General features: G+C 50.4%; 14 protein-coding genes and 1 pseudogene. 11 read left to right on the top strand and 4 right to left on the bottom strand.

The genetic code is table 11. The features are described from left to right. Positions 1-8 precede the first annotated feature (8 nt). The 3 genes from ACQ4MZ_RS16800 to ACQ4MZ_RS16810 all read left to right on the top strand — a co-directional run bounded on the left by ACQ4MZ_RS16800 (position 9) and on the right by ACQ4MZ_RS16810 (position 3,208). A complete protein-coding gene (locus ACQ4MZ_RS16800) occupies positions 9-1,796 on the top strand; it encodes a RagB/SusD family nutrient uptake outer membrane protein (RefSeq protein ID WP_430846486.1) in 1,788 nt (595 codons plus the stop codon). A gap of 186 nt (positions 1,797-1,982) precedes the next feature. Next, complete coding sequence (locus ACQ4MZ_RS16805) at positions 1,983-2,381, top strand: VOC family protein (protein ID WP_430846488.1); 399 nt, start codon at positions 1,983-1,985, stop codon at positions 2,379-2,381. Between the two features lie 86 nt (positions 2,382-2,467). Beyond that, the gene (locus ACQ4MZ_RS16810) at positions 2,468-3,208 is read left to right on the top strand and encodes a hypothetical protein (protein WP_430846490.1); all 741 of its coding nucleotides are present in this window, start codon (positions 2,468-2,470) and stop codon (positions 3,206-3,208) included. 442 nt (positions 3,209-3,650) lie between these two features. On the opposite strand, the gene ACQ4MZ_RS16815 is transcribed toward ACQ4MZ_RS16810, so the two are convergent. After that, on the bottom strand, positions 3,651-4,058 hold the full coding sequence (locus tag ACQ4MZ_RS16815) for an EthD family reductase (protein WP_430846492.1): 408 nt from the start codon (positions 4,056-4,058) through the stop codon (positions 3,651-3,653). 122 nt (positions 4,059-4,180) lie between these two features. On the opposite strand from ACQ4MZ_RS16815, the gene ACQ4MZ_RS16820 reads away from it, so the two are divergent. Further along, positions 4,181-5,047 carry a LysR family transcriptional regulator gene (locus tag ACQ4MZ_RS16820; protein ID WP_430846494.1) on the top strand — a complete coding sequence of 289 codons (867 nt, stop codon included), beginning with the start codon at positions 4,181-4,183 and terminating at the stop codon, positions 5,045-5,047. 17 nt (positions 5,048-5,064) lie between these two features. On the opposite strand, the pseudogene ACQ4MZ_RS16825 reads toward ACQ4MZ_RS16820, so the two are convergent. Next, positions 5,065-5,424: pseudogene (locus ACQ4MZ_RS16825) on the bottom strand (hypothetical protein); the annotation flags it as partial. Positions 5,425-5,460: 36 nt separating this feature from the next. After that, a complete protein-coding gene (locus ACQ4MZ_RS16830; protein ID WP_430846496.1) occupies positions 5,461-5,931 on the bottom strand; it encodes a DinB family protein in 471 nt (156 codons plus the stop codon). Positions 5,932-6,127: 196 nt separating this feature from the next. Here ACQ4MZ_RS16830 and ACQ4MZ_RS16835 point away from each other — a divergent pair, with 196 nt between their 5' ends. The 7 genes from ACQ4MZ_RS16835 to ACQ4MZ_RS16865 all read left to right on the top strand — a co-directional run bounded on the left by ACQ4MZ_RS16835 (position 6,128) and on the right by ACQ4MZ_RS16865 (position 16,054). Continuing rightward, positions 6,128-7,111 (top strand): GlxA family transcriptional regulator, encoded by a 984-nt coding sequence (locus tag ACQ4MZ_RS16835; RefSeq protein WP_430846498.1) that lies wholly within the window; start codon positions 6,128-6,130, stop codon positions 7,109-7,111. A 212-nt stretch (positions 7,112-7,323) separates the two neighbouring features. Next, a complete protein-coding gene (locus ACQ4MZ_RS16840) occupies positions 7,324-7,914 on the top strand; it encodes an RNA polymerase sigma factor (RefSeq protein WP_430846500.1) in 591 nt (196 codons plus the stop codon). A 70-nt stretch (positions 7,915-7,984) separates the two neighbouring features. Then, on the top strand, positions 7,985-9,154 hold the full coding sequence (locus ACQ4MZ_RS16845; protein WP_430846502.1) for a FecR family protein: 1,170 nt from the start codon (positions 7,985-7,987) through the stop codon (positions 9,152-9,154). A 411-nt stretch (positions 9,155-9,565) separates the two neighbouring features. Next, positions 9,566-11,353, top strand: a complete 1,788-nt coding sequence (locus ACQ4MZ_RS16850; RefSeq protein WP_430846504.1) for a SusC/RagA family TonB-linked outer membrane protein — start codon at positions 9,566-9,568, stop codon at positions 11,351-11,353. After that, positions 11,302-13,107: a SusC/RagA family TonB-linked outer membrane protein gene (locus tag ACQ4MZ_RS16855; RefSeq protein WP_430846506.1), complete on the top strand. Its 1,806-nt coding sequence runs from the start codon at positions 11,302-11,304 to the stop codon at positions 13,105-13,107. The genes ACQ4MZ_RS16850 and ACQ4MZ_RS16855 overlap by 52 nt, the downstream gene beginning before the upstream one ends. A gap of 15 nt (positions 13,108-13,122) precedes the next feature. Beyond that, a complete protein-coding gene (locus ACQ4MZ_RS16860; protein ID WP_430846508.1) occupies positions 13,123-14,562 on the top strand; it encodes a RagB/SusD family nutrient uptake outer membrane protein in 1,440 nt (479 codons plus the stop codon). A gap of 247 nt (positions 14,563-14,809) precedes the next feature. Continuing rightward, positions 14,810-16,054: a M14 family zinc carboxypeptidase gene (locus ACQ4MZ_RS16865; RefSeq protein ID WP_430846510.1), complete on the top strand. Its 1,245-nt coding sequence runs from the start codon at positions 14,810-14,812 to the stop codon at positions 16,052-16,054. Positions 16,055-16,168: 114 nt separating this feature from the next. Here the strand turns inward: ACQ4MZ_RS16865 and ACQ4MZ_RS16870 are convergent, their stop codons facing one another. Next, the gene (locus ACQ4MZ_RS16870; RefSeq protein ID WP_430846512.1) at positions 16,169-18,514 is read right to left on the bottom strand and encodes a TonB-dependent receptor; all 2,346 of its coding nucleotides are present in this window, start codon (positions 18,512-18,514) and stop codon (positions 16,169-16,171) included. Positions 18,515-18,634 lie beyond the last annotated feature (120 nt).

Here is an 18,634-nt window from a genome sequence, read left to right on the forward strand (position 1 = left end):
CAATATATATGAAAAAGATTGTAGCTTTTTTAGCAGTGGCGCTCAGCTTTGGCAATTTGACTTCCTGCAATCAGGATTTTCTTGACAAGCAGCCGCAGGACCAGTTTTCGGAAACCGCAGTATGGAGTGATCCGGCGCTGATCCAAACGTTTATCAACAACACCTACCGGGGGCTGGGCCACGGCTTCAACAACGTGATGTTCTCTACTTACAGCGATGAGTCCATGGCTGTTTGGGGACCTGTTGTAAATGTGACCAAAGGTCTTATTAATGCCAGTGATATCAACGACTGGGCTTATGACCGGGCCAGCTATTTTGTATGGGACAATGTTTACAAAAATATCCGTGCAACCAACCTGTTTTTCAGCAAAATTGAAAGCGCTACCATGCTGGATGCGGCTACCAAGAACATGTACATGGGTGAGGAGCATTTTGTACGGGCTTATCTGTACCATAATCTGGTATCCGTTTATGGTGGTGTGCCGCTGGTAACCCAGGCGTACGGCCTCGGCGAAGAATATTCCATGCCCCGTAACACTTATGAAGAGTGTATCAAATTCATTGCGGATGAATGTGATAAGGCCGCTGCGTTGCTTCCTCTGACACAGTCTGCTGCCAACGCGGGCCGCGCTACCAAGGGCGCTGCCCTGGCACTTAAAGCACGTACGCTTTTGTATGCGGCCAGTGATTTGTATGCTAATCCGACCTGGGCGTCCGGATACGCCAATCCGGAGCTGATCGGTTACAAAGGCGGTGACCGGGCTGCAAGGTGGAGAGCAGCCAAAGCCGCAGCAAAGGCCGTTATGGATCTGAACATTTACAGTTTGAACGCGCCCAATCCGGCTACACTGGCCGAAGCCTCCAAAAACAGGGCGGACATGTTTGTCTCGAAACAATCGCCGGAGGATATACACGTACGTTTCTTCCTGGCGAAACTGGATAATGACGGCGCATGGCCGGGGCGTTCTAACGGGCCTAATGGCTACCATAACTGGGGAGGCAATACGCCGCTTGGCCAGCTGGCGGATGATTATGAAATGAAGGACGGTACCAGATTTTCGTGGTCGAACCCGGCGCATGCCGCAGATCCGTATGTTGGGCGTGATTCACGTTTCTATTCCGATATTTTATACGAAGGCGCATCATGGAGACAGCGCCCGGCCGATGTGATTGACAAAGACCCCAAAGGGATCATTCAGACAGGCTATTGGGAAAAATGGAACCCGACGACTTCGAAAGTGGAAGTTGTGGCCGGGCTTGATACCCGTAAAGGACCTATCGAAGACTGGAACGGGACTTATTCAGGGTATTATCTGAAAAAGTTTATGGATCCGACAGTGGATGCCCAGTTTTTCAGATCTGAGGTGCCGTGGCGATTTATCCGGTATACAGAGATTTTGCTGAACTATGCGGAGGCATGCCTCAACCTGGGCGAAGAAGCCGAGGCAAAAAAGTACCTGAACATGATCCGCAAACGTGCTGCTATGCCCGATATTACCGAAACCGGTGTAGCGCTGATGAAACGTTACCAGAATGAGCGCCGTATTGAAATGGCTTACGAAGAGCAGCGCTTTTTTGATGTTCGCCGCTGGATGATCGCTCCTCAGGTTTATTCCAACGCACGGGGTGTTGAACCAACCTACAAGTTAAATCCCGACAAAACAACCGCTGCAAAACCTACTTACAAGATCATTGAAGTGCAAGAGCGTAAATGGGTGGACAGAAACTACTTCCTGCCTATTAAACTCGATGAAATGAATAAGAACAGCAAGCTGATTCAGAATCCGGGGTACTAATAAAGTAGGTGAAATGAACGCCGGACGCTCAGCCCGGCGTTCATTTTTTATGATAGTTGGGAGCTGCTTCGGCGCGAGCCGATAGCCCCGCTGGAAATCATATTGCGTGTTTTTTGTGGCTACTGACATACGGCTGTCAACCGGCGGGTATTTCTTTGGGAATTAAAAAACTGAACGATCCCTTTTATGACATTTGTTTCGACCCGTATCATCACCGCCAACATCGGCCACCTTGTCGATTTTTACGAGCAGGTTACCGGCTACTCCGCTGTCCGCTACACGGAGGATTTTGCAGAGCTCCGCACACCGGTAGCCGTACTTGCGATTGGAAGCACGCGAACGCTGCAGTTGTTTGGTGGCGACAGCATCGCGTCACCTGCCACTAACCGTTCGCTGATTCTTGAATTTCGCGTCGACGATGTGGATTCGCATTTCGAACGACTTGCAGACTACCTTGGACCAGCGCTTGTGCAGGCACCGACCACAATGCCATGGGGCAACCGGTCGCTGCTTTTTCGCGATCCTGATGGTAACCTGGTGAATTTCTTCACCCCTGTTACTCTCGAGGCGAAAGAACGTCAGTAGATGGTTCAGATGGATGGTGGTCGAATTATCGAAGACTTCTTTGTAACTTTCGATTACATTTCGTACACATTATAAACACCACTCAAATGAAACACTATTCCCTGTTAAAACTGGCGGCGCTTTTGGCTATTTTTCTAACTGCAATGGCATTTTCCTGCCAGGATCATAACATTCCGGATCCCGTTTCCAATTGCAATCGGATAGATGGCACTCCGCGCGCCGTAAATTGTGAATTTGAATTTGTAAAAGCAGATTTCTTTCGGGTCAATAACTATTCAGGAAGGCGAGATACCGTGTATTATGGAACAGTAACGCCAGGACAACCGGATGTGAAACTTATAGAGTCACAATATGGAGATTGGGTGATAAGTTACATTAGTCAGTTCTTCTATATAGGTCTTCAAGGCAAGGTGACGATTAAACGCATTGCCCCGCCACCCGCCGGTTCCAACAAATATATATTGAGAAAGGATCTGGTGTCTGAATCGGGAGGAAGGCCTATCGGCGAATATGATAGCCGGTCAGGTTTTTTTGAGCTTGAAAAGGATGAGGATCTGCCGCAGGTCACTATCGATATCCCGGTGGGCGGCACATATACCTACGATGTCACCTACGATTTCTCCGGCCGGTTTAATTACAATGGTGATTACCTCGATTATCCGCTGTTTTCCAATTACTATTTATTGGTACAAAATGTAAAAACTTCACAAATGCTGCGGGAAGCGCCGTATAATTATCAATGGTACAGGGACATTGCCGAAGCCAGGATGTCGTTTAACCCGAAGGTTGTGCCGCACGTCTGCGTTCCATGCCGGCAAACCCGGTAAAATTTGGCTACGGTGGAACCGGCGGAAATGTCGGCAGAATGCCCGGGACTTGGTTCTTGACATCTTCATCGTCGCGATAGACAACTTCCGGTATAAAGACGGGAATACTGGCGATTAAATTCCCATTTTTGGATCATGTGAACTGCGTCATTCCGGACGGTGTGTCTGTGGCACACCGTTTTACCTACTTCAAGGTTTTTTTAGCTTTATTTGTTAGAAAAAATGGGCTTTGAAAACGGCTCGTGTGTATACGGGCGATGAAATCCTATATCCCTGCAAACTACGCTGCTTTTTGATTTTTTCGGGAAAGTGCTTCACGTTAGTATTTTAGCCTGCGGCATGAGCGAAAGATTTGAGAGAATAGAACCACCGGGGAAGACTATTTAGCCCGCACTCGGGAACCTGCGTAGTTATCGTGTAGGAGCGGCTACACGAAGCAAATTTACTTGACAACCTCACTCACCAAAATAATGGGACTTATATTGGTGTAATTTGAAAAGTCGGCTCGAATGGCATCTCTGTTTGGCGCGATGGCCGCCTGATAGTCGCTCAGACTATTTACATAGAATGTGCCGATCGCCATGAAGGGCAGAGGTTGGTTGGGAATGCCGCTAGCGATCCCTTTTTCTATGGTGTATTTAATCAGGTTTGATCCTAGAAACTTTGCTACCATAGGCATGTGCTTGCTTTCATAATACTCGATGTCAAAGGTCTTACCTTCGGCATAAGGGTACATGACTGACACTTTTGTTATGCCTTTTTCCCCGGTAGCGACTTTCTGTTTTTCCTGACCGAACACAGCGTAGCAAGTTGTCAGGAAGGCAAATGAGAGCATTAGATTTAATTTCATAATTATTTTGGTTGGTAAGTAAGGTGTTCATTTTGAGTTGGTTGGCAAATATTGGAATATTTTCTATATTCGCAAAACGTTATTTTTCGATGGGATCAATCGAAAAAACCGATTAGGAAAAAATGGAATTACGCCAGCTCAGATATTTTCTGAAAGCCAAAGAGCTATTGAATTTTACAGAAGCTGCAGCGGCGCTGAACATCAGTCAGAGTACCCTATCACAGCAAATCAAGCAACTGGAAGAAGAGCTGAATGTCCCTTTGTTCAACCGCATCGGGAAAAGAATAAAACTCACCGAAGCGGGTGAGTTATTCAGCGAATATGCCTTGCAGAGTATAAGCAGAGCCAATGAGGGCCTGTTGCTTTTGAGCGATTTGAAAAATTTAAATACAGGGAAAATCGCTGTTGGGGTAATTTACTCCATGCGGATTCTATTTGCCAAAATACTGATAGAATTTGCAAGCCAGTACCCCAACATCAAGATTCAGGTGGTATTTGGTACCACAAAAGATCTTCTTGAGAGACTCAATTTGCACCATTTCGACTTCATTTTGACGTTTCATGAAGAACTCCGGGAGCCGCATCTCAAATATCAGACGCTTTTGAAAGCGAATATGGTACTGGTAACTGCCAAAAATTCTCCGCTCGCTCATAAGAACAGCATATCACTCGACGAAGTGGCCGGGCTGCCATTGGCCCTGCCTTTCAGTGGCAGCAACAGCATTCAGTTTTTTGAGGAGTCATTCGGCCAGAAAAACCTGACCCCAAATGTTTGCATGGAAATAAACGACATTCCTACGCTATTCGAAATTGTTAAAACAGGTCATTGGCACACCATACTCAGCGAGACCAGTGTAAACGACCCTGGCGTGGTGGGAATTCCTATCGATGGAAAGCACATGCGACGAACCATTATGATTATTTCCCTCAGAGAAGCATACGAAAAGAAAGCGGTGACGAAATTCTATGAGATGTTGGCAAAGATTTGAAAACAGCGATCTGTTTTTTAACCCTTTAATAGCGTACTGTTGCCCCCCTTCCAGCCAGTAACCCGTAAAAATTGCTCCCAGGTAAGTGCGCCAGGGTCTATTTGCCTGCTCCATTGCAGGTCACGGTCTTCGCGATAATATCCATACTCGAAAGCATATGCAACCATCCCTGAAATCTCACGTACAAGATCCTCGTTGGAAGCAAAATCAGGGAAATGCGTCAGCAATTCCTCCGCTGAAAATGCGGAAATGTATGCGGCTTTCCGGCCGGTAAGGCGCATGAAGGTATCTACCATTTCCCGCGGTGAAATGATATCGCCAATGACCGGTAGCGATTTGCCGGCATACTTTTCCGGATCAGAGAATAGCTCTAAAACGGCCGGACCGGTAGCGGTGAGTGGGTCCGATGATGTTTAAAACAGTAGTTCTTGAGGTGGCTGAACGCCTGCCAGGCGAAGATAGACCGTGGTCTGTCCCCGGTGGTGCGCCTGATGCTCGAAGGCCTTGGCCAGGGCAAGCCTTTTAGACATCTCGAATTTTCCAATCATTTTAACGGACTCGTCCAAACTGCTGTCCGCCATTGCCTTTAAATTGTCAATTACAAAGTCATAACTGGCCAGTACGACTTGGGTTACATTCGCTTTTGACTTGTCGCTGGTTTTCTCCAGAATGCCTACCGCAAATGGGCTTTGAATACCCATCGCCGATGAAGCCAGGCCATAATTGGCATCTGCCAGGTGTAACATCTGCTCGGAAAAAGAACGCATTTCAGGTGTTGGCTTGAAGCCGTACCCACTCTCCGTCATGGCCGCCAGGTATTGCATCGTATACGCCTTCGACCGCTCCCATTCTTTTACGAGGGCCGATACGTTGGTCTGTGCCATAGAAAGTTGGCTTGCGATGGTTAGATATAGCATAAGCAGTAAATTCCTAATTTTCATGAGTCGATCCTTTTAATGTTGATGTTTTGAGTTCGATGACAAAACTACGTACAATTTCCCACCTCAATATGGGTGGAAATAGACATTCTGATGGGTTGATTTGGACGTGAGGCTTTTCTTAACTTTGCAGGAAAACTGCATGAAGCATATTACCATCATTGCTCCCGATAACCAGACTAACCTGAGTACTGTCGCGTGTATCGCAGGTGCTTACGAAATATTCGCAAGGGCTACTGAGTATTTTGAGGCCAGTGGCAACAAAGGAACATACCGGGTCGAAATAGCTGGCCTGAGCCGTAAGGCCGATCTGGCAGACGGTATGTTTTCCTTGAAAACGGATGTGTGCTTTTCGGAGATTAGTAAGACCGACCTGATTGTCATTCCATCACTGGATGGCAGCTTTGAAACGGCGAAAAACGGTAACATCGAAATTGTCGAGTGGATCCTGGAACGGTACAAGCACGGAGCAGAAATAGCTACCATGTGCAGCGGCGTGTTTATGCTTGCCTCAGCTGGTATCCTTGATGGTAAAAGCTGTTCAACGCATTGGAATTATGCCGATAAATTCAAAGCGCTTTTTCCAAAGGTGAAGCTGCAAGCTACACAACTGATCACTGACGAAAATGGCATTTACACCAACGGTGGTGCCTATTCGTTTTTGAATCTTGTCATTTACCTTGTCGAGAAATATTATAACCGGCAGACGGCTATTTTTTGTTCGAAGGTTTTTCAGATCGAAATTGACAGGCACAGCCAGTCGCCTTTTATTATTTTCAAAGGACAGAAGCAACATGGCGATGAAATGGTCCGGCAGGCTCAGGCTTACATCGAAAGTCAATTGACTGAAAAGATCTCGGTCGAAGACCTCTCGTCCCGGTTTTTTATCGGAAGGAGGAATTTTGACAGAAGATTTATTAAAGCGACCGGGAATACACCATTGGAATATGCGCAACGCGTCAAGGTAGAATCCGCAAAAAAAAACTTGGAAACGACCCGCAAGTCCGTGAACGAGGTGATGTACGAAGTAGGGTATTCCGACCTGAAAGCATTCAGGGAAGTATTTAGAAAACACACGGGATTATCACCCCAGGTCTATCGCAGCAGGTATAACAAAGAGGCATAGAAGCACTGGCGAATGCTATCCATGTAAACCGCACCAGAATGCGCGACACAATTGGTAGCAATTACAGATAACACGTTGGGGAAAATGCTTCATCAGCAAGCTTGGTCTCTTTCATTGGGTACCTGTTTCAAAAGCAGGCTTGGTGCACTGGCGGTAATTAGATTTAAGAGTAGCCCGGCTTTAAGTGGTACACTAGTTATATCCGAACCCATTTGCCGAATTTACGCATGTACCGGTCCGCATTGAATGACGAAAAAGCGCTCTTGCGACAGGTCGCTGCGGGGGACGAGCGGGCTTTTACGCGGATTTTCGAGCATTATCACCAGCGACTGGGAATGCATATTTACCGCATTACCCGTTCGGAATCAGTTGCCGAAGAGCTCGTCCATGACGTTTTTCTGAAAATCTGGCGAAACCGCGAGTTGCTTGTGGAAGTCGAGAACTTCCCGGTCTACCTTTTTGTAATATCCAAAAACGCGGCGTTGAACGCCCTAAAAAAGATCGCGGCCGAGCGGGTGAAATTCACCGGCCTCGACGATGCCGAGGAAGGACAGGCCGAGCAGCCGGACGACTACCGTTATGCATTGATCGACGAGGCGATTGACCAGCTCCCGCACCAGCAGCGGCAGGTATACTTGCTGAGCAGGCACCAGCGGCTGTCTTATCATGAAATCGCGTTGCAAATGGGGCTGTCGAAAGAGACGGTCAAAAAGTATCTCCAGATCGCTACGGCCTCCATCATTTCCTACATTGGAAAAAGCGCCAAAATGAGCCCGGTTCTGGTGCTGAAAATTTTCTTTTAAAAATTTTCCAATCCAATAGCCCCTTTTTTAGGGGTGCTGTTGTCCTGTGATTGAAAATTGATTTAAATCGATGAACCAGGACGACCCGCAAAGGCTGCAACAGCTTTTCGACCGCTATTACGCTGGCCAGGCCACGCCCGAAGAGGAGGAGGAATTCATGCGGCACATCCGGTCGGGGCAGCATGATGACGCGATAGAAGGTGCCATGAAACGCAACTGGCTTCAACCGGCCGACGCGCGGCCATTGTTCGATGCGTCGCGCAGCCGGGATATGCTGGGCGCCATTCTTGCCGCGGGTAGGCAGCGCAGACATTGGCGTGCGGGTATTTGGGTGAGGTATGCGGCGGTGGCGGCCGTGCTCGCGGTGGTGGCTGGATTGTGGATAATCAGAAGAAATGCGCCAGAAAAGCCGGTGGCAACGGAAACCATTCAAAACCACGATGTAGCGCCCGGCGGTAATAAAGCATTGCTTACGCTTGCAGACGGAAAGGGCATCGAGCTGGACCGTATCGGAAGCGGGCTGGTGGCCCGGCAGGGGAATACAGAAATTACGAAGCAGGAGGACGGGCTCGTGGTGTATAACAGCCGAGTAAAGTCAGTTGCGTCGACCGGTTTCAACAAGGTAACCACACCCCGGGGCGGGCAGTATAAGGTGCAGCTGCCGGATGGCAGCAAGGTGTGGCTCAATGCGTCGTCCTCCATTCGCTTCCCATCCGTTTTTCCGGCTTCAGAGCGCCGCGTGGAAATTACGGGTGAAGCCTATTTTGAAGTGACCAAAGACAAGGCCAGACCGTTCACCGTGCGTTTCAATGGCTCGGAAGTGCAGGTGCTGGGCACGAGTTTCAATGTGATGGCCTATGCCGATGAACGGGTGTCGAAAACGACGCTGGTAGAAGGTTCCGTAGCCATCCGCAACCAAAGCGAGCGTGCCCTGCTGCGGCCCGGCCAGCAGGCTGCACTAATGCCCGGTGGGCGCATCGAGATGGCCTTCAAGCCGGTGGACGAAGCCGTGGCGTGGAAAGAAGGTATGTTTTATTTCAAAAATGCAGGTGTGAAGGACGTCATGCGGCAGCTCTCGCGCTGGTATGACGTGGAGGTGAGTTACCGTGGCGAGGTGCCCGTGCGGCAGTTCACAGGTAGAGTATCGCGCAATGTGAACCTTTCCGAGATTGTGGGAATGCTGCAGTATGCTGGCGTAAAATGCAGTGTGCAAAGCAATACGATTGTGGTTGAACCGTAGTTTGCGTATAGTGACTAGGGTTTAAAGTTAATGAGTTTGAAGTTTAAAGTTTAAAGTTTAAAGTTTAAAGTTCGACCTCCGACTTTTAATCTTCAACTCTTCAACCCTCAACTCATAACTCTCAACTCATCAGCCCTCAACTCTAAACTCTAAACCCTAAACTCATAAACTCTCAACTCATAAACTCTCAACTCATCAGCCCTCAACTCTAAACTCTAAACCCTAAACTCATAAACTCTAAACTCATAAACTCTAAAACTCATAAACCCCATGCTAAACAAACCGCACATTCCGCCCTGAAATGCCGGTGCTAAAACAAAAGGGAAAATGCGCTAACATTTTCCCCGTAGTTCAGGCGCAACCAGCTTCTCTGAAAAAGTCATTTTGCCATTCCTAAACTTTAACAAAGTTATGAAAATTAACCTTCTGCCCCGCTTTCCGGCGGGCGGCAGGGCGCATATTGTCGCCCAAACACTTATGACTATGACCAGGATCATGCTTTTGCTCATCGTAACCCTCTCCCACGTAACCGCGGACGGGTTTAGTCAAAAGATTTCCTTTCAAGCCAAAAATGTCCCGCTGCAAACCGCTATGCGAAGCATCGAGCAGCAAACGGGATACCTGTTCTTGTACGACGAGCTCGATTTGCCCGCTTCCAAAAAAGTGTCGGTGAAGCTGAAAAACGGGTCGATCGACGCGCTTTTGAATGCTGTTTTCAAGGATACGCCGCTTTCTTACAAAATCTTCCAGCGGAATATCGTACTGAAAAAGACTGTAAAAATGCCTGCTACGGAAACAGTACTTCCGAGTCGCACTCCTGAGCCGCAGCCGTTAATCCAGCTCAATCGGCGGAGTATCGAGCCGTTGCCCGTCAGCGCTGACCGCATTGTGCGGGGCCGTGTGACCGACGAAAACGGCAGCCCGTTCCCTGGGGTGAGCATTATCGTCAAAAACTCGCAGACCGGCACAACTACCGATTCCAACGGTGAGTTCCGCCTGAGTATTCCCGAGTCGCTGGCAGGGAACGGCGAGCTGGTGATCGTCGCGAGTTTTGTAGGCTATAAAAATCAGGAGATCGTGGTCGGTAACAATGCGGAACTGAACTTTGGCATGACCGTCGACACCAAGGCTTTGAACGACGTGGTGGTAGTGGGCTATGGTACCCAGAAGCAAAGCAGCATTACCGGTTCGGTGGCCTCGTTACCGATGAAAAATGTGGCCAGTCAGCCCCTCACGAGCCTCGACCAGGCGCTGGGCGGGCAGATCGCGGGCGTGAACGTGGCGCAGACGAAAGGTGCGCCGGGTGGGGGCGTGTCCGTGCGCGTACGTGGGACGGGCTCCATAGGCGCGGGCAACGAGCCTTTGTACGTGATCGACGGCTTCCCGGTTTCGAGCGATTTCAACAGCAATTTCAACCCGCTTTCGTCCATCAATCCCAACGACATTGAATCCATTGAAATACTCAAAGACGCCTCCGCGGCGGCTATTTACGGCTCGCGGGGTAGCAATGGAGTAGTGCTGGTGACCACCAAACACGGCAAGTCGGGCAAATCGATGGTGCAGCTCGATACCTACTATGGTTTTCAGCAGGTGGCGAACAAAATAGATATGCTCAATGCGCGGGAATATGCGGAGTACAACACCGAAGCCCGCAATAATGCCTGGGTAGACAAAGGCGGCAAGGCCACCGATCCGAACGACGTGCGGCCCGCGGCGTTGCAAATCCCGGAAATGTTTATGAACCCGCAGTCGCTCGGCAAAGGTACCGACTGGCAGGACGCGGTTTTCCGTACTGCCGCCATTCAAAACCACCAGCTCTCGGTTTCGGGTGGGAATGATAAAACGACCTTTTTTATGTCCGGGGCCTATTTCAAGCAGGACGGCATTGTGATGAAAACCGGTTTCGAGCGGTATTCGGCGCGGGTGAATCTCGACCACCATATTTCCAAAAATGTGAGTGTGGGCATGAACCTCTCGCCTTCGTTTGCGACAAGCCGCATTTTGCCTGTGGAAGACCAGGTATTCACCGGCGGTATCCTCGGCTCGGCACTATCGCTGCCGCCTACAGTGCCGGTCTATAATCCCGACGGCTCGTTTACGACGCTGCTCGGCCCGTCGCCGTACAACATCGGCGTGATCGACAACCCGTGGCTATTGCCAGCAAGATCAAGGACAAGCGCACCGTTTTCCGCACATTAGGCAATGTGTATGCCGAAGTGAAGCTGCTCGACGGCCTCAAATTCCGCACTTCGTTCGGTCTGGATTATTCCGACGCCCGCGAGAATGCCTATTATCCCTCTGATTTAGGCTGGAATGGCGTCCCTGCGCCAGTCCAGGCCAGGGCCATAGCTTCTACCGGTCGTGAGCTGAACTGGCTGAACGAGAATATTTTGAGCTACAAGAAAATATTCAATACCAAACATGAGCTGGATTTGCTCGCGGGTTTTACCTCCCAAAAAGCACACGGAGAATCCGCAGCATTGAATGCCACCAACTTCCCGACCGACCTTATTCCGACCTTGAACGGCGGCCAGGTGACGGGCGGCGGTACCTATGCGTCGGAATGGTCGCTGCTGTCGCTGCTGGCGCGGGTGAATTACACTTATGGGGGCAAATACCTCGTTTCGGCCACCATGCGGCGCGATGGCTCTTCGCGTTTCGGGGCACGTAACAAATGGGGCACATTCCCGTCGGCTTCCGTGGGCTGGTACCTTTCGGAGGAGAATTTCATGAAATCGCAGAACGTGGTAACCGACCTGAAACTGCGGGCGAGCTACGGCCTGGCCGGTAACAACACGATCGGTAACTATAACCATATCGGGCTGCTTTCCAACCGCCGTTACAGTTTCGGCGCGGGTACCGGCTCGCTGGTGTACGGGCTTTATCCGAGTTCGATCAGCAATGAGCAGCTGGGCTGGGAAATGATGCACCAGTTCGATATCGGCGTCGATTTTGCATTGCTGCGCAACCGGCTGAGTTTCACCATTGATTTTTATAACAAAAACACCACCGACCTGCTGCTCAATGTGCCCGTACCGGCCTCGACCGGCTACGAGACTGCCCTGCAAAACATCGGTAAGCTCAACAACCGCGGCTGGGAGTTTAGTATTCATTCCAAAAACCTGACGGGCGCATTCAAATGGTCGACGGCATTTAATATTTCTTTCAATAAAAATAAGGTGGTCAAACTGGGACCTTCCGGTAACCCGATCATCTCGAAAAGCCCTTCATTCAGCCCTAATACGCATATTACCAAAATCGGTTCGCCGATCGGCAGCTTCTGGGGTTATGATGCGATCGGTGTGTACCAGTCGCAGGAGGATGTGGACAACAGCCCGAGGGTGGGAGGGGCCAATGGCTTGCGCCCGGGCGACCTCAAATTCCGCGATATCGACGGCGACGGCGCTATTACACCCAGCGACGTCACCATTATCGGCGACAACAGCCCCGATTTTTTTTACGGCATCACCAACAATTTCTCCTACGGCCGGTTCAGCCTCAGTATATTGGGCGATGGCGTGCAGGGTATCCAGCTTTTGAATGGCTCCCGCCGGAATATCGGGTTGGTAAACGGCAGCTACGCCCGGAAAGACGTACTCGGCCGCTGGCAATCGCCCTCGCAGCCGGGCGATGGGCGCACGCCGCGCGCGAACGTGGCGCCTACGGGTGGGAACGTGAGTTACGTGTCGAGTTTGCTGGTCGAGAATGCTTCGTTTTTTAGGATCAGGAATATCAATTTGAGATACAACCTTCCCGAAAGCATTTCGAAATCGGTGTATTTGCAAAATGCGGCTGTGACGCTTTCTGTGCAGAATGCGCTCACATTCACGCCTTACCGCGGCTATAATCCCGAGCAGAGCCTCAATGGCAGCAGCTCGCTCACACCGGGCGTCGATTTCAACGGCTATCCGCTCGCCCGCACATTCACCCTCGCATTGAACCTGACATTCTAAACCCGACCTGAACTTATGAAACTCAATACCATCATTTTCGGCTCCTTGTGCGTGCTGGCCTCGGGCTGCTCGGGCTTTCTGGAGCTCGCGCCCATCGACGCCACCAACGTGAACAACTTTTACAAAAACGCCTCCGATATGCAGGCCGCCGTCACGGCCGCCTACGGAATGCTCGCCAATGCCGGCGAATACGGCTACGCCTATTACAACGTGGCCGAAGTGCGCTCGGATAACACCATGAACTGGGAAGGCGGAGGAAACCTGCCCGACGCCGAGCTCGACCAGTTCAAAATGGCTTCGACCAACGAGATTATCCGCGTAATGTGGGTGGATACCTACCGCGGCATCCTCGCCGCGAACACCGTGCTCGACCATATCGGCGGTGCGCAGATGGACGATGCGTTACGGCAGCGGTTTATCGGTGAAGCGCGTTTCCTGCGTGCATTGCAGTATTTCAACCTCGTACGTACATTCGGCGACGTGCCGCTCGTGCTGTCCGAAACCAAATCGGTAGACGAAGGTTACAGCCAGCCCCGTGTGCCGAAAGCGGAAGTGTACGCCCAGATCATCGCCGATCTGACGGACGCTGAGCAAAAGTTGCCCGTTTCCTATTCCGGCAACGACATCGGCCGGGCCACGCGCGGTGCGGCCAGGGCATTGCTCGGCAAGGTGTACCTCACCACCGGCGATTTTGCCAAAGCAAAAGATAAGCTGAAAGAAGTGATCGACGCGGGAACCTACAAGCTGCTCGACGATTATGCGGCGCTCTGGCCCGTTGCCAATGCGAACAATGCGGAGTCCCTTTTTGAAGTACAATTCAAAAAAGGCGGGACAGGTACCGGCAGCAGTTTTTATAACAATTTCGCCCCGCGCAACTCGGGTAGCTCGGTGATTAAAGTCGGCTTTGCCGGTGGGCGGCATTTGCCCACCACCGATCTCATTGCCGCCTACGAAGCAGGCGACTACCGTAAAAATGTTTCATTATCATTGGGTTACACCGACAATGTGACCGGCAAATATGTGGCTGATCCTTACACACTTAAATTTCAGGACACACCCTTCTCCGATGGCGATGCCGACAACAACTGGCCGGTATTGCGCTATGCCGATGTGCTGCTCATGTACGCCGAGGCCGTGAATGCAACCGACGGCCCCGCCCCTGCGGCCTACGAGGCCATTAATGTGGTACGGAAGCGGGCGAAATTGGCCGCATTACCCGCAGGCTTGTCCAAAGCGGCATTTGCACTGGCCATCGAGCACGAGCGGCAGGTGGAGCTGGCATTCGAAGGCCACCGCTGGTTCGACCTCGTGCGTACCGGACGGGAGGTGGTGGTGATGAATGCGCATTTCAAAGCTACGGTCGTGCAGGATTTCAATGCCATTTTCCCCATCCCGCAGACGCAGATCGATATCAATCCGAGCGGGATCAAGCAGAATCCGGGGTATAGTTTTTAATGATTGAATGACTGAATGACTGAATGACTGAATGACTGAATGTCAAGAATAGTCAGGTATTGTCATTGTGAATCTTCTGAATAAATCTAATCACTCGTTCCCCGTTCCAAGGCGGCTCCTTCGCTCATTCAAAATTCATTCACTCATTCCCGTTCCACGGCGGTTCATTCAATCATTCAGTCATTCAACCATTCAACCATTCAATCATTCAGTCATTCAGTCATTCAATCATTCAATCATTATCACCATGAAGCAAGTTGCATTTTTCATCTTCGTTCTGTCACACCTGGTAGGGGCGGCATTTGGCGCACGGGAGGGCTCGCATAGCCGCGCGACCGCCGACAGCATTGTGACCCCCAAAATATTTATCAACACCGGCTTCGAAAACGCCTCGCCCATGAACTGGCGTATCGATTCGGCGGGGCGGGTGATCGGGCAGATGGTGTACGACCATGAGCGCTTCTCACCAAACCGGGCCGTAAACCATTACCATTTCCGGGTGGAAGCCGCTGTGGGTACCGAGGTGACTTTGATCCTCGAAAATTTCGATAACATCTGGAACGGCAGGCTTGCCAGCGACCTTTCGGAGAAGTCGCGGTATGTAGTTTCTTTTGACAATAAAAAGTGGGAAAGCCGTTCGGTGATTCCGCTGCCGGGCCGCAGGGTGTTTATCAAATTCAAAATGGAGGCGCCGCATGCCTACATTGCGAGCGTGGAGCCATACCGGATCAGCGACCTGGACAAAATGCTGGCGCGCGTCAGGCAGGATAAGCATGCCAGTGTGACTACCATCGGGAAAACATCCGAAGGGCGCTCGCTGGAAATCGTGCGCATTGGCAACGAGAATGCGCCGAAACGGCTCTTCCTGCGGGCCCGCGCGCATGCGTTCGAGGCGGGCGGGAACTGGACCGTGGAAGGACTGGTGCAGAAACTGCTCAGCAACGACGAGGTTGCCAAACGTTACCTCAAAAGCTATTGCGTATATATTCTCCCGATGGCCAACAAAGACGGCGTGGCGCGCGGCAAAACGCGTTTCAACGCGAACGGTTACGACCTGAACCGCAAATGGGACGTTCCCGCCGATTCGCTCATCGCCCCCGAGAACTACTATCTCGAACAATGGCTGCACCGCATGATCAAGGCCAATAAACGGCCCCACCTGGCCCTGGACATCCATAACGATGCCGGCGGCTACCTGCACATCAGCCGCCCCGACGGCGACATCAGCGCCTATCTCTCCAATATGGAAAAGCTGGAAATGCTGTTGCGCAAACACACCTGGTTTACGGCCGGCTCTACAAAACCGAGTTTCCGCAACCCGGGCACGCTCGGCGAAGGTTTTATGGAACGCTTCGGCATTCACGCCGCTGTTTATGAACTGAACTACGAATGGATCGCCGGATTGAATAAAGCCCCTCTGGCGGAGGACTGGATTTCACTGGGAAAAGATCTTGGGGAGGTGTTTTACAACTATTTCAGTGAAAAGCGGTAAACGGTATTCCCTCCGGCAAAAACTGCCCGGCAACTCCGGCCCGGACCTGAAATCGTGGGCAATGGTGTGTTTTACGCATCATTGCCCATAAACAGATTTTAAGATTCGACTCTCTTAAAATGCATAGCCGAGAACAAGGTTGAACCGGCGGCCGTTTCCTCGCGTGTAGTTCGCATCATTACCGTAAAACTGTGCAATTGTAGGATAGTAGGCCGTGTTAAGCAAGTTCTCCACTCCCAGGCTAAGTTTTAACTGTTTGGTGATTTTGTAGGCAGCTGCCAGGTTCCAGAGGTTGAAAGATTCGATAGGAGCTTCCCCGAGCGCATAAATACCTTTTTCATTTGGTTTGAACCTGTTGCGACTTCCAACGTACATCCAGTTAAGGTCTAAGCCCAGATTCTTGTGATTGAACTTGGCATATGCGGTAATCTTGGCCGGTGTAATCCGGTTGGAATTCAGATAAATGTCTTTTTCTCCGCTAAAAGATCCGTCCTGATCTTTGTCTCCTTTGCCTTCCACATAAGCATAGTTGCCTCCAAGGGTCAGCCCGGAAAGCACGCGATAATCCACCTGGACTTCATATCCCCATACGCGCTCGGGCATACGCTCAGCAATGTACACGCCATCTACTTCCAGCAGATTGGATCCGAGTTTCGACGTACTGTAATAGTAGGCGGCTGTCAGGCCGACTTTACCCAGTTGGCTACTGAAACCACCTTCGTAGTTGTTGACGATAATAGGCTTTGTTTCCAGTTTGGATATCGTACTTTCTTTGGCCGCCCGGAGTACCCTGCCCAAGTCAAAAATGGAGAAGGACTGCGAGTAGCTCACAAACGGGTTAAAGAGGCGAAACTTCGAATACCGGGCTCCGGCATTGAAAACGAGCGCATTATAATTGAGCGTCCCGCCTTTCACCGCAATGCTGCCTGCTCCGTTTGCTCCGGTGGCCAGTGTGTTATAGTCGTTAATTTGAATTCTTATGTTTTCCGCCCTGGCGCCGGCTTTCAAATTCAGGTGGTCAAACCACTGGACTGAAAGCTGCGCGTAGGGTGCGAGGTTACGCATATCGATTTTGGGGACCCACACCCTTCCGTCGACAAGGCTCTGCGCGGTTTTATCATTCAAAAGGTCAAAACCATAAGTCACATCGCCAGAAATTTTGTCGGTTAACCGTAAGGGAGTGTTTAAATTAACTCTCAGACCCTTTTTGTTGGAAACAATTTCGGACTGGCCGCTGCCGTAGAAGGAGGCGGAATTGGAGTATACAGTCCAAAAGTCCTGCAAGTAAACGTTGGCTGTCAGGCTTGTTTTGCCAAAGATTTCTTTGCTGGTATATTGAAGGTTAAGATTGTGGTTATGCCTTGTACCTTCATCGATCCCGACCCTCTTTCCAAGAACCCCGATGGCGGGACTTTTCCCGAACACACCGTTTTTCAAAACAAAAGCGGAATGCTGATTTGAGCTGTAAAAGTTGTACATCAACTCCAATCTCTGATTTTGGGAAAAATTGTAGCCCAGCTTGGTAAAAGCATTGTATATTTTCGTTTCGCCAAGGCCATATTCAGGTGAAATCACCAGGCCTTCGGCATCACGGTAAACGCCCGTTTTTTCATACATGCCACTGACCACATAGTCGAACTTATTGAGTTGCCCGAAAAGTTGCTGGGACACGCGAAACCCAATAGTGCTATCCCCTTTGGTATTTCCGGTCAGGCCGACCTGAGAAAGTCCGCCGATTTTTCGCCCGTCTCTGGGCACTTTGGTGATGTAGTTGATCAATCCTCCATCGGCCCCGTTTCCGTATATGGCCGTCGCCCCTTTTATTACTTCAACCCGTTCGATCACAGAAGGATCAATCGAGCGAATGTCCCTTCCGCCTGCGCGAAGCGGTGTGGATTGCGGGATGCCGTCGATTAGCACAAGCAGGTTTCTCCCGCGAAGGGTTTGGCCGTAATTACCGGTTTGATTGGTCGGTGAGCCCAGCCCTGGAACGGCATATCCCACTATGTTGGCAATATTGGGGCTGACCGTAGAAAGAGCGTCAATTTCCCTGGGGCTGATTACCGTTACCGAGGATGGCGTTTCAGAGAGCGATTCAACCCTGCGACTGGCCGATACGATTACCTCGTCCAGTTGGGATGTGTTTTGTTCGAGGTTGAATTCGATGGTCGTGACCTCTCCTGAGCCGATCCGGACTTTTTTCTCCTGCGGAGCAAAGCCCAGCGAGGATACTGTGAAGACCACAGCGCCGGGAGCGAGGTCTGTTACGACAAAAGCCCCATTTTCATCGGTCTGAGCGCCTAAGCCGCTCCCTTTAATCAAAATATGGGCCGACGGGACGGGTTGATTGAACGAATTTTTAACGATACCCTTTACCGTTCCTCTTTCTGTTTGAGCAACCAGATTTTGGGATAATACAAAAATGGATAGTAGAAAAATAAGTATAACTCTCGGGTGCATTGATGTTGGGAATAGATGAAATTTCCGCAAAAATAGTTTATTTAGACTTATTATAAATATTTTTATCGAAAAAATCAATCCTTTCCGGAAAAAGGCACTCTGGGCCTTGTGAAGGCATGT

It is taken from the genome of Dyadobacter sp. BHUBP1 (assembly GCF_050587785.1).
Taxonomy (GTDB): Bacteria; Bacteroidota; Bacteroidia; order Cytophagales; family Spirosomataceae; genus Dyadobacter.

Coding starts and splice junctions, on each gene's coding strand:
- ACQ4MZ_RS16800 (WP_430846486.1), top strand. CDS start 9: ATGAAAAAGATTGTAGCTTTTTTAGCAGTGGCGCTCAGCTTTGGCAAT.
- ACQ4MZ_RS16805 (WP_430846488.1), top strand. CDS start 1,983: ATGACATTTGTTTCGACCCGTATCATCACCGCCAACATCGGCCACCTT.
- ACQ4MZ_RS16810 (WP_430846490.1), top strand. CDS start 2,468: ATGAAACACTATTCCCTGTTAAAACTGGCGGCGCTTTTGGCTATTTTT.
- ACQ4MZ_RS16815 (WP_430846492.1), bottom strand. CDS start 4,058: ATGAAATTAAATCTAATGCTCTCATTTGCCTTCCTGACAACTTGCTAC.
- ACQ4MZ_RS16820 (WP_430846494.1), top strand. CDS start 4,181: ATGGAATTACGCCAGCTCAGATATTTTCTGAAAGCCAAAGAGCTATTG.
- ACQ4MZ_RS16830 (WP_430846496.1), bottom strand. CDS start 5,931: ATGGCACAGACCAACGTATCGGCCCTCGTAAAAGAATGGGAGCGGTCG.
- ACQ4MZ_RS16835 (WP_430846498.1), top strand. CDS start 6,128: ATGAAGCATATTACCATCATTGCTCCCGATAACCAGACTAACCTGAGT.
- ACQ4MZ_RS16845 (WP_430846502.1), top strand. CDS start 7,985: ATGAACCAGGACGACCCGCAAAGGCTGCAACAGCTTTTCGACCGCTAT.
- ACQ4MZ_RS16850 (WP_430846504.1), top strand. CDS start 9,566: ATGAAAATTAACCTTCTGCCCCGCTTTCCGGCGGGCGGCAGGGCGCAT.
- ACQ4MZ_RS16860 (WP_430846508.1), top strand. CDS start 13,123: ATGAAACTCAATACCATCATTTTCGGCTCCTTGTGCGTGCTGGCCTCG.
- ACQ4MZ_RS16865 (WP_430846510.1), top strand. CDS start 14,810: ATGAAGCAAGTTGCATTTTTCATCTTCGTTCTGTCACACCTGGTAGGG.
- ACQ4MZ_RS16870 (WP_430846512.1), bottom strand. CDS start 18,514: ATGCACCCGAGAGTTATACTTATTTTTCTACTATCCATTTTTGTATTA.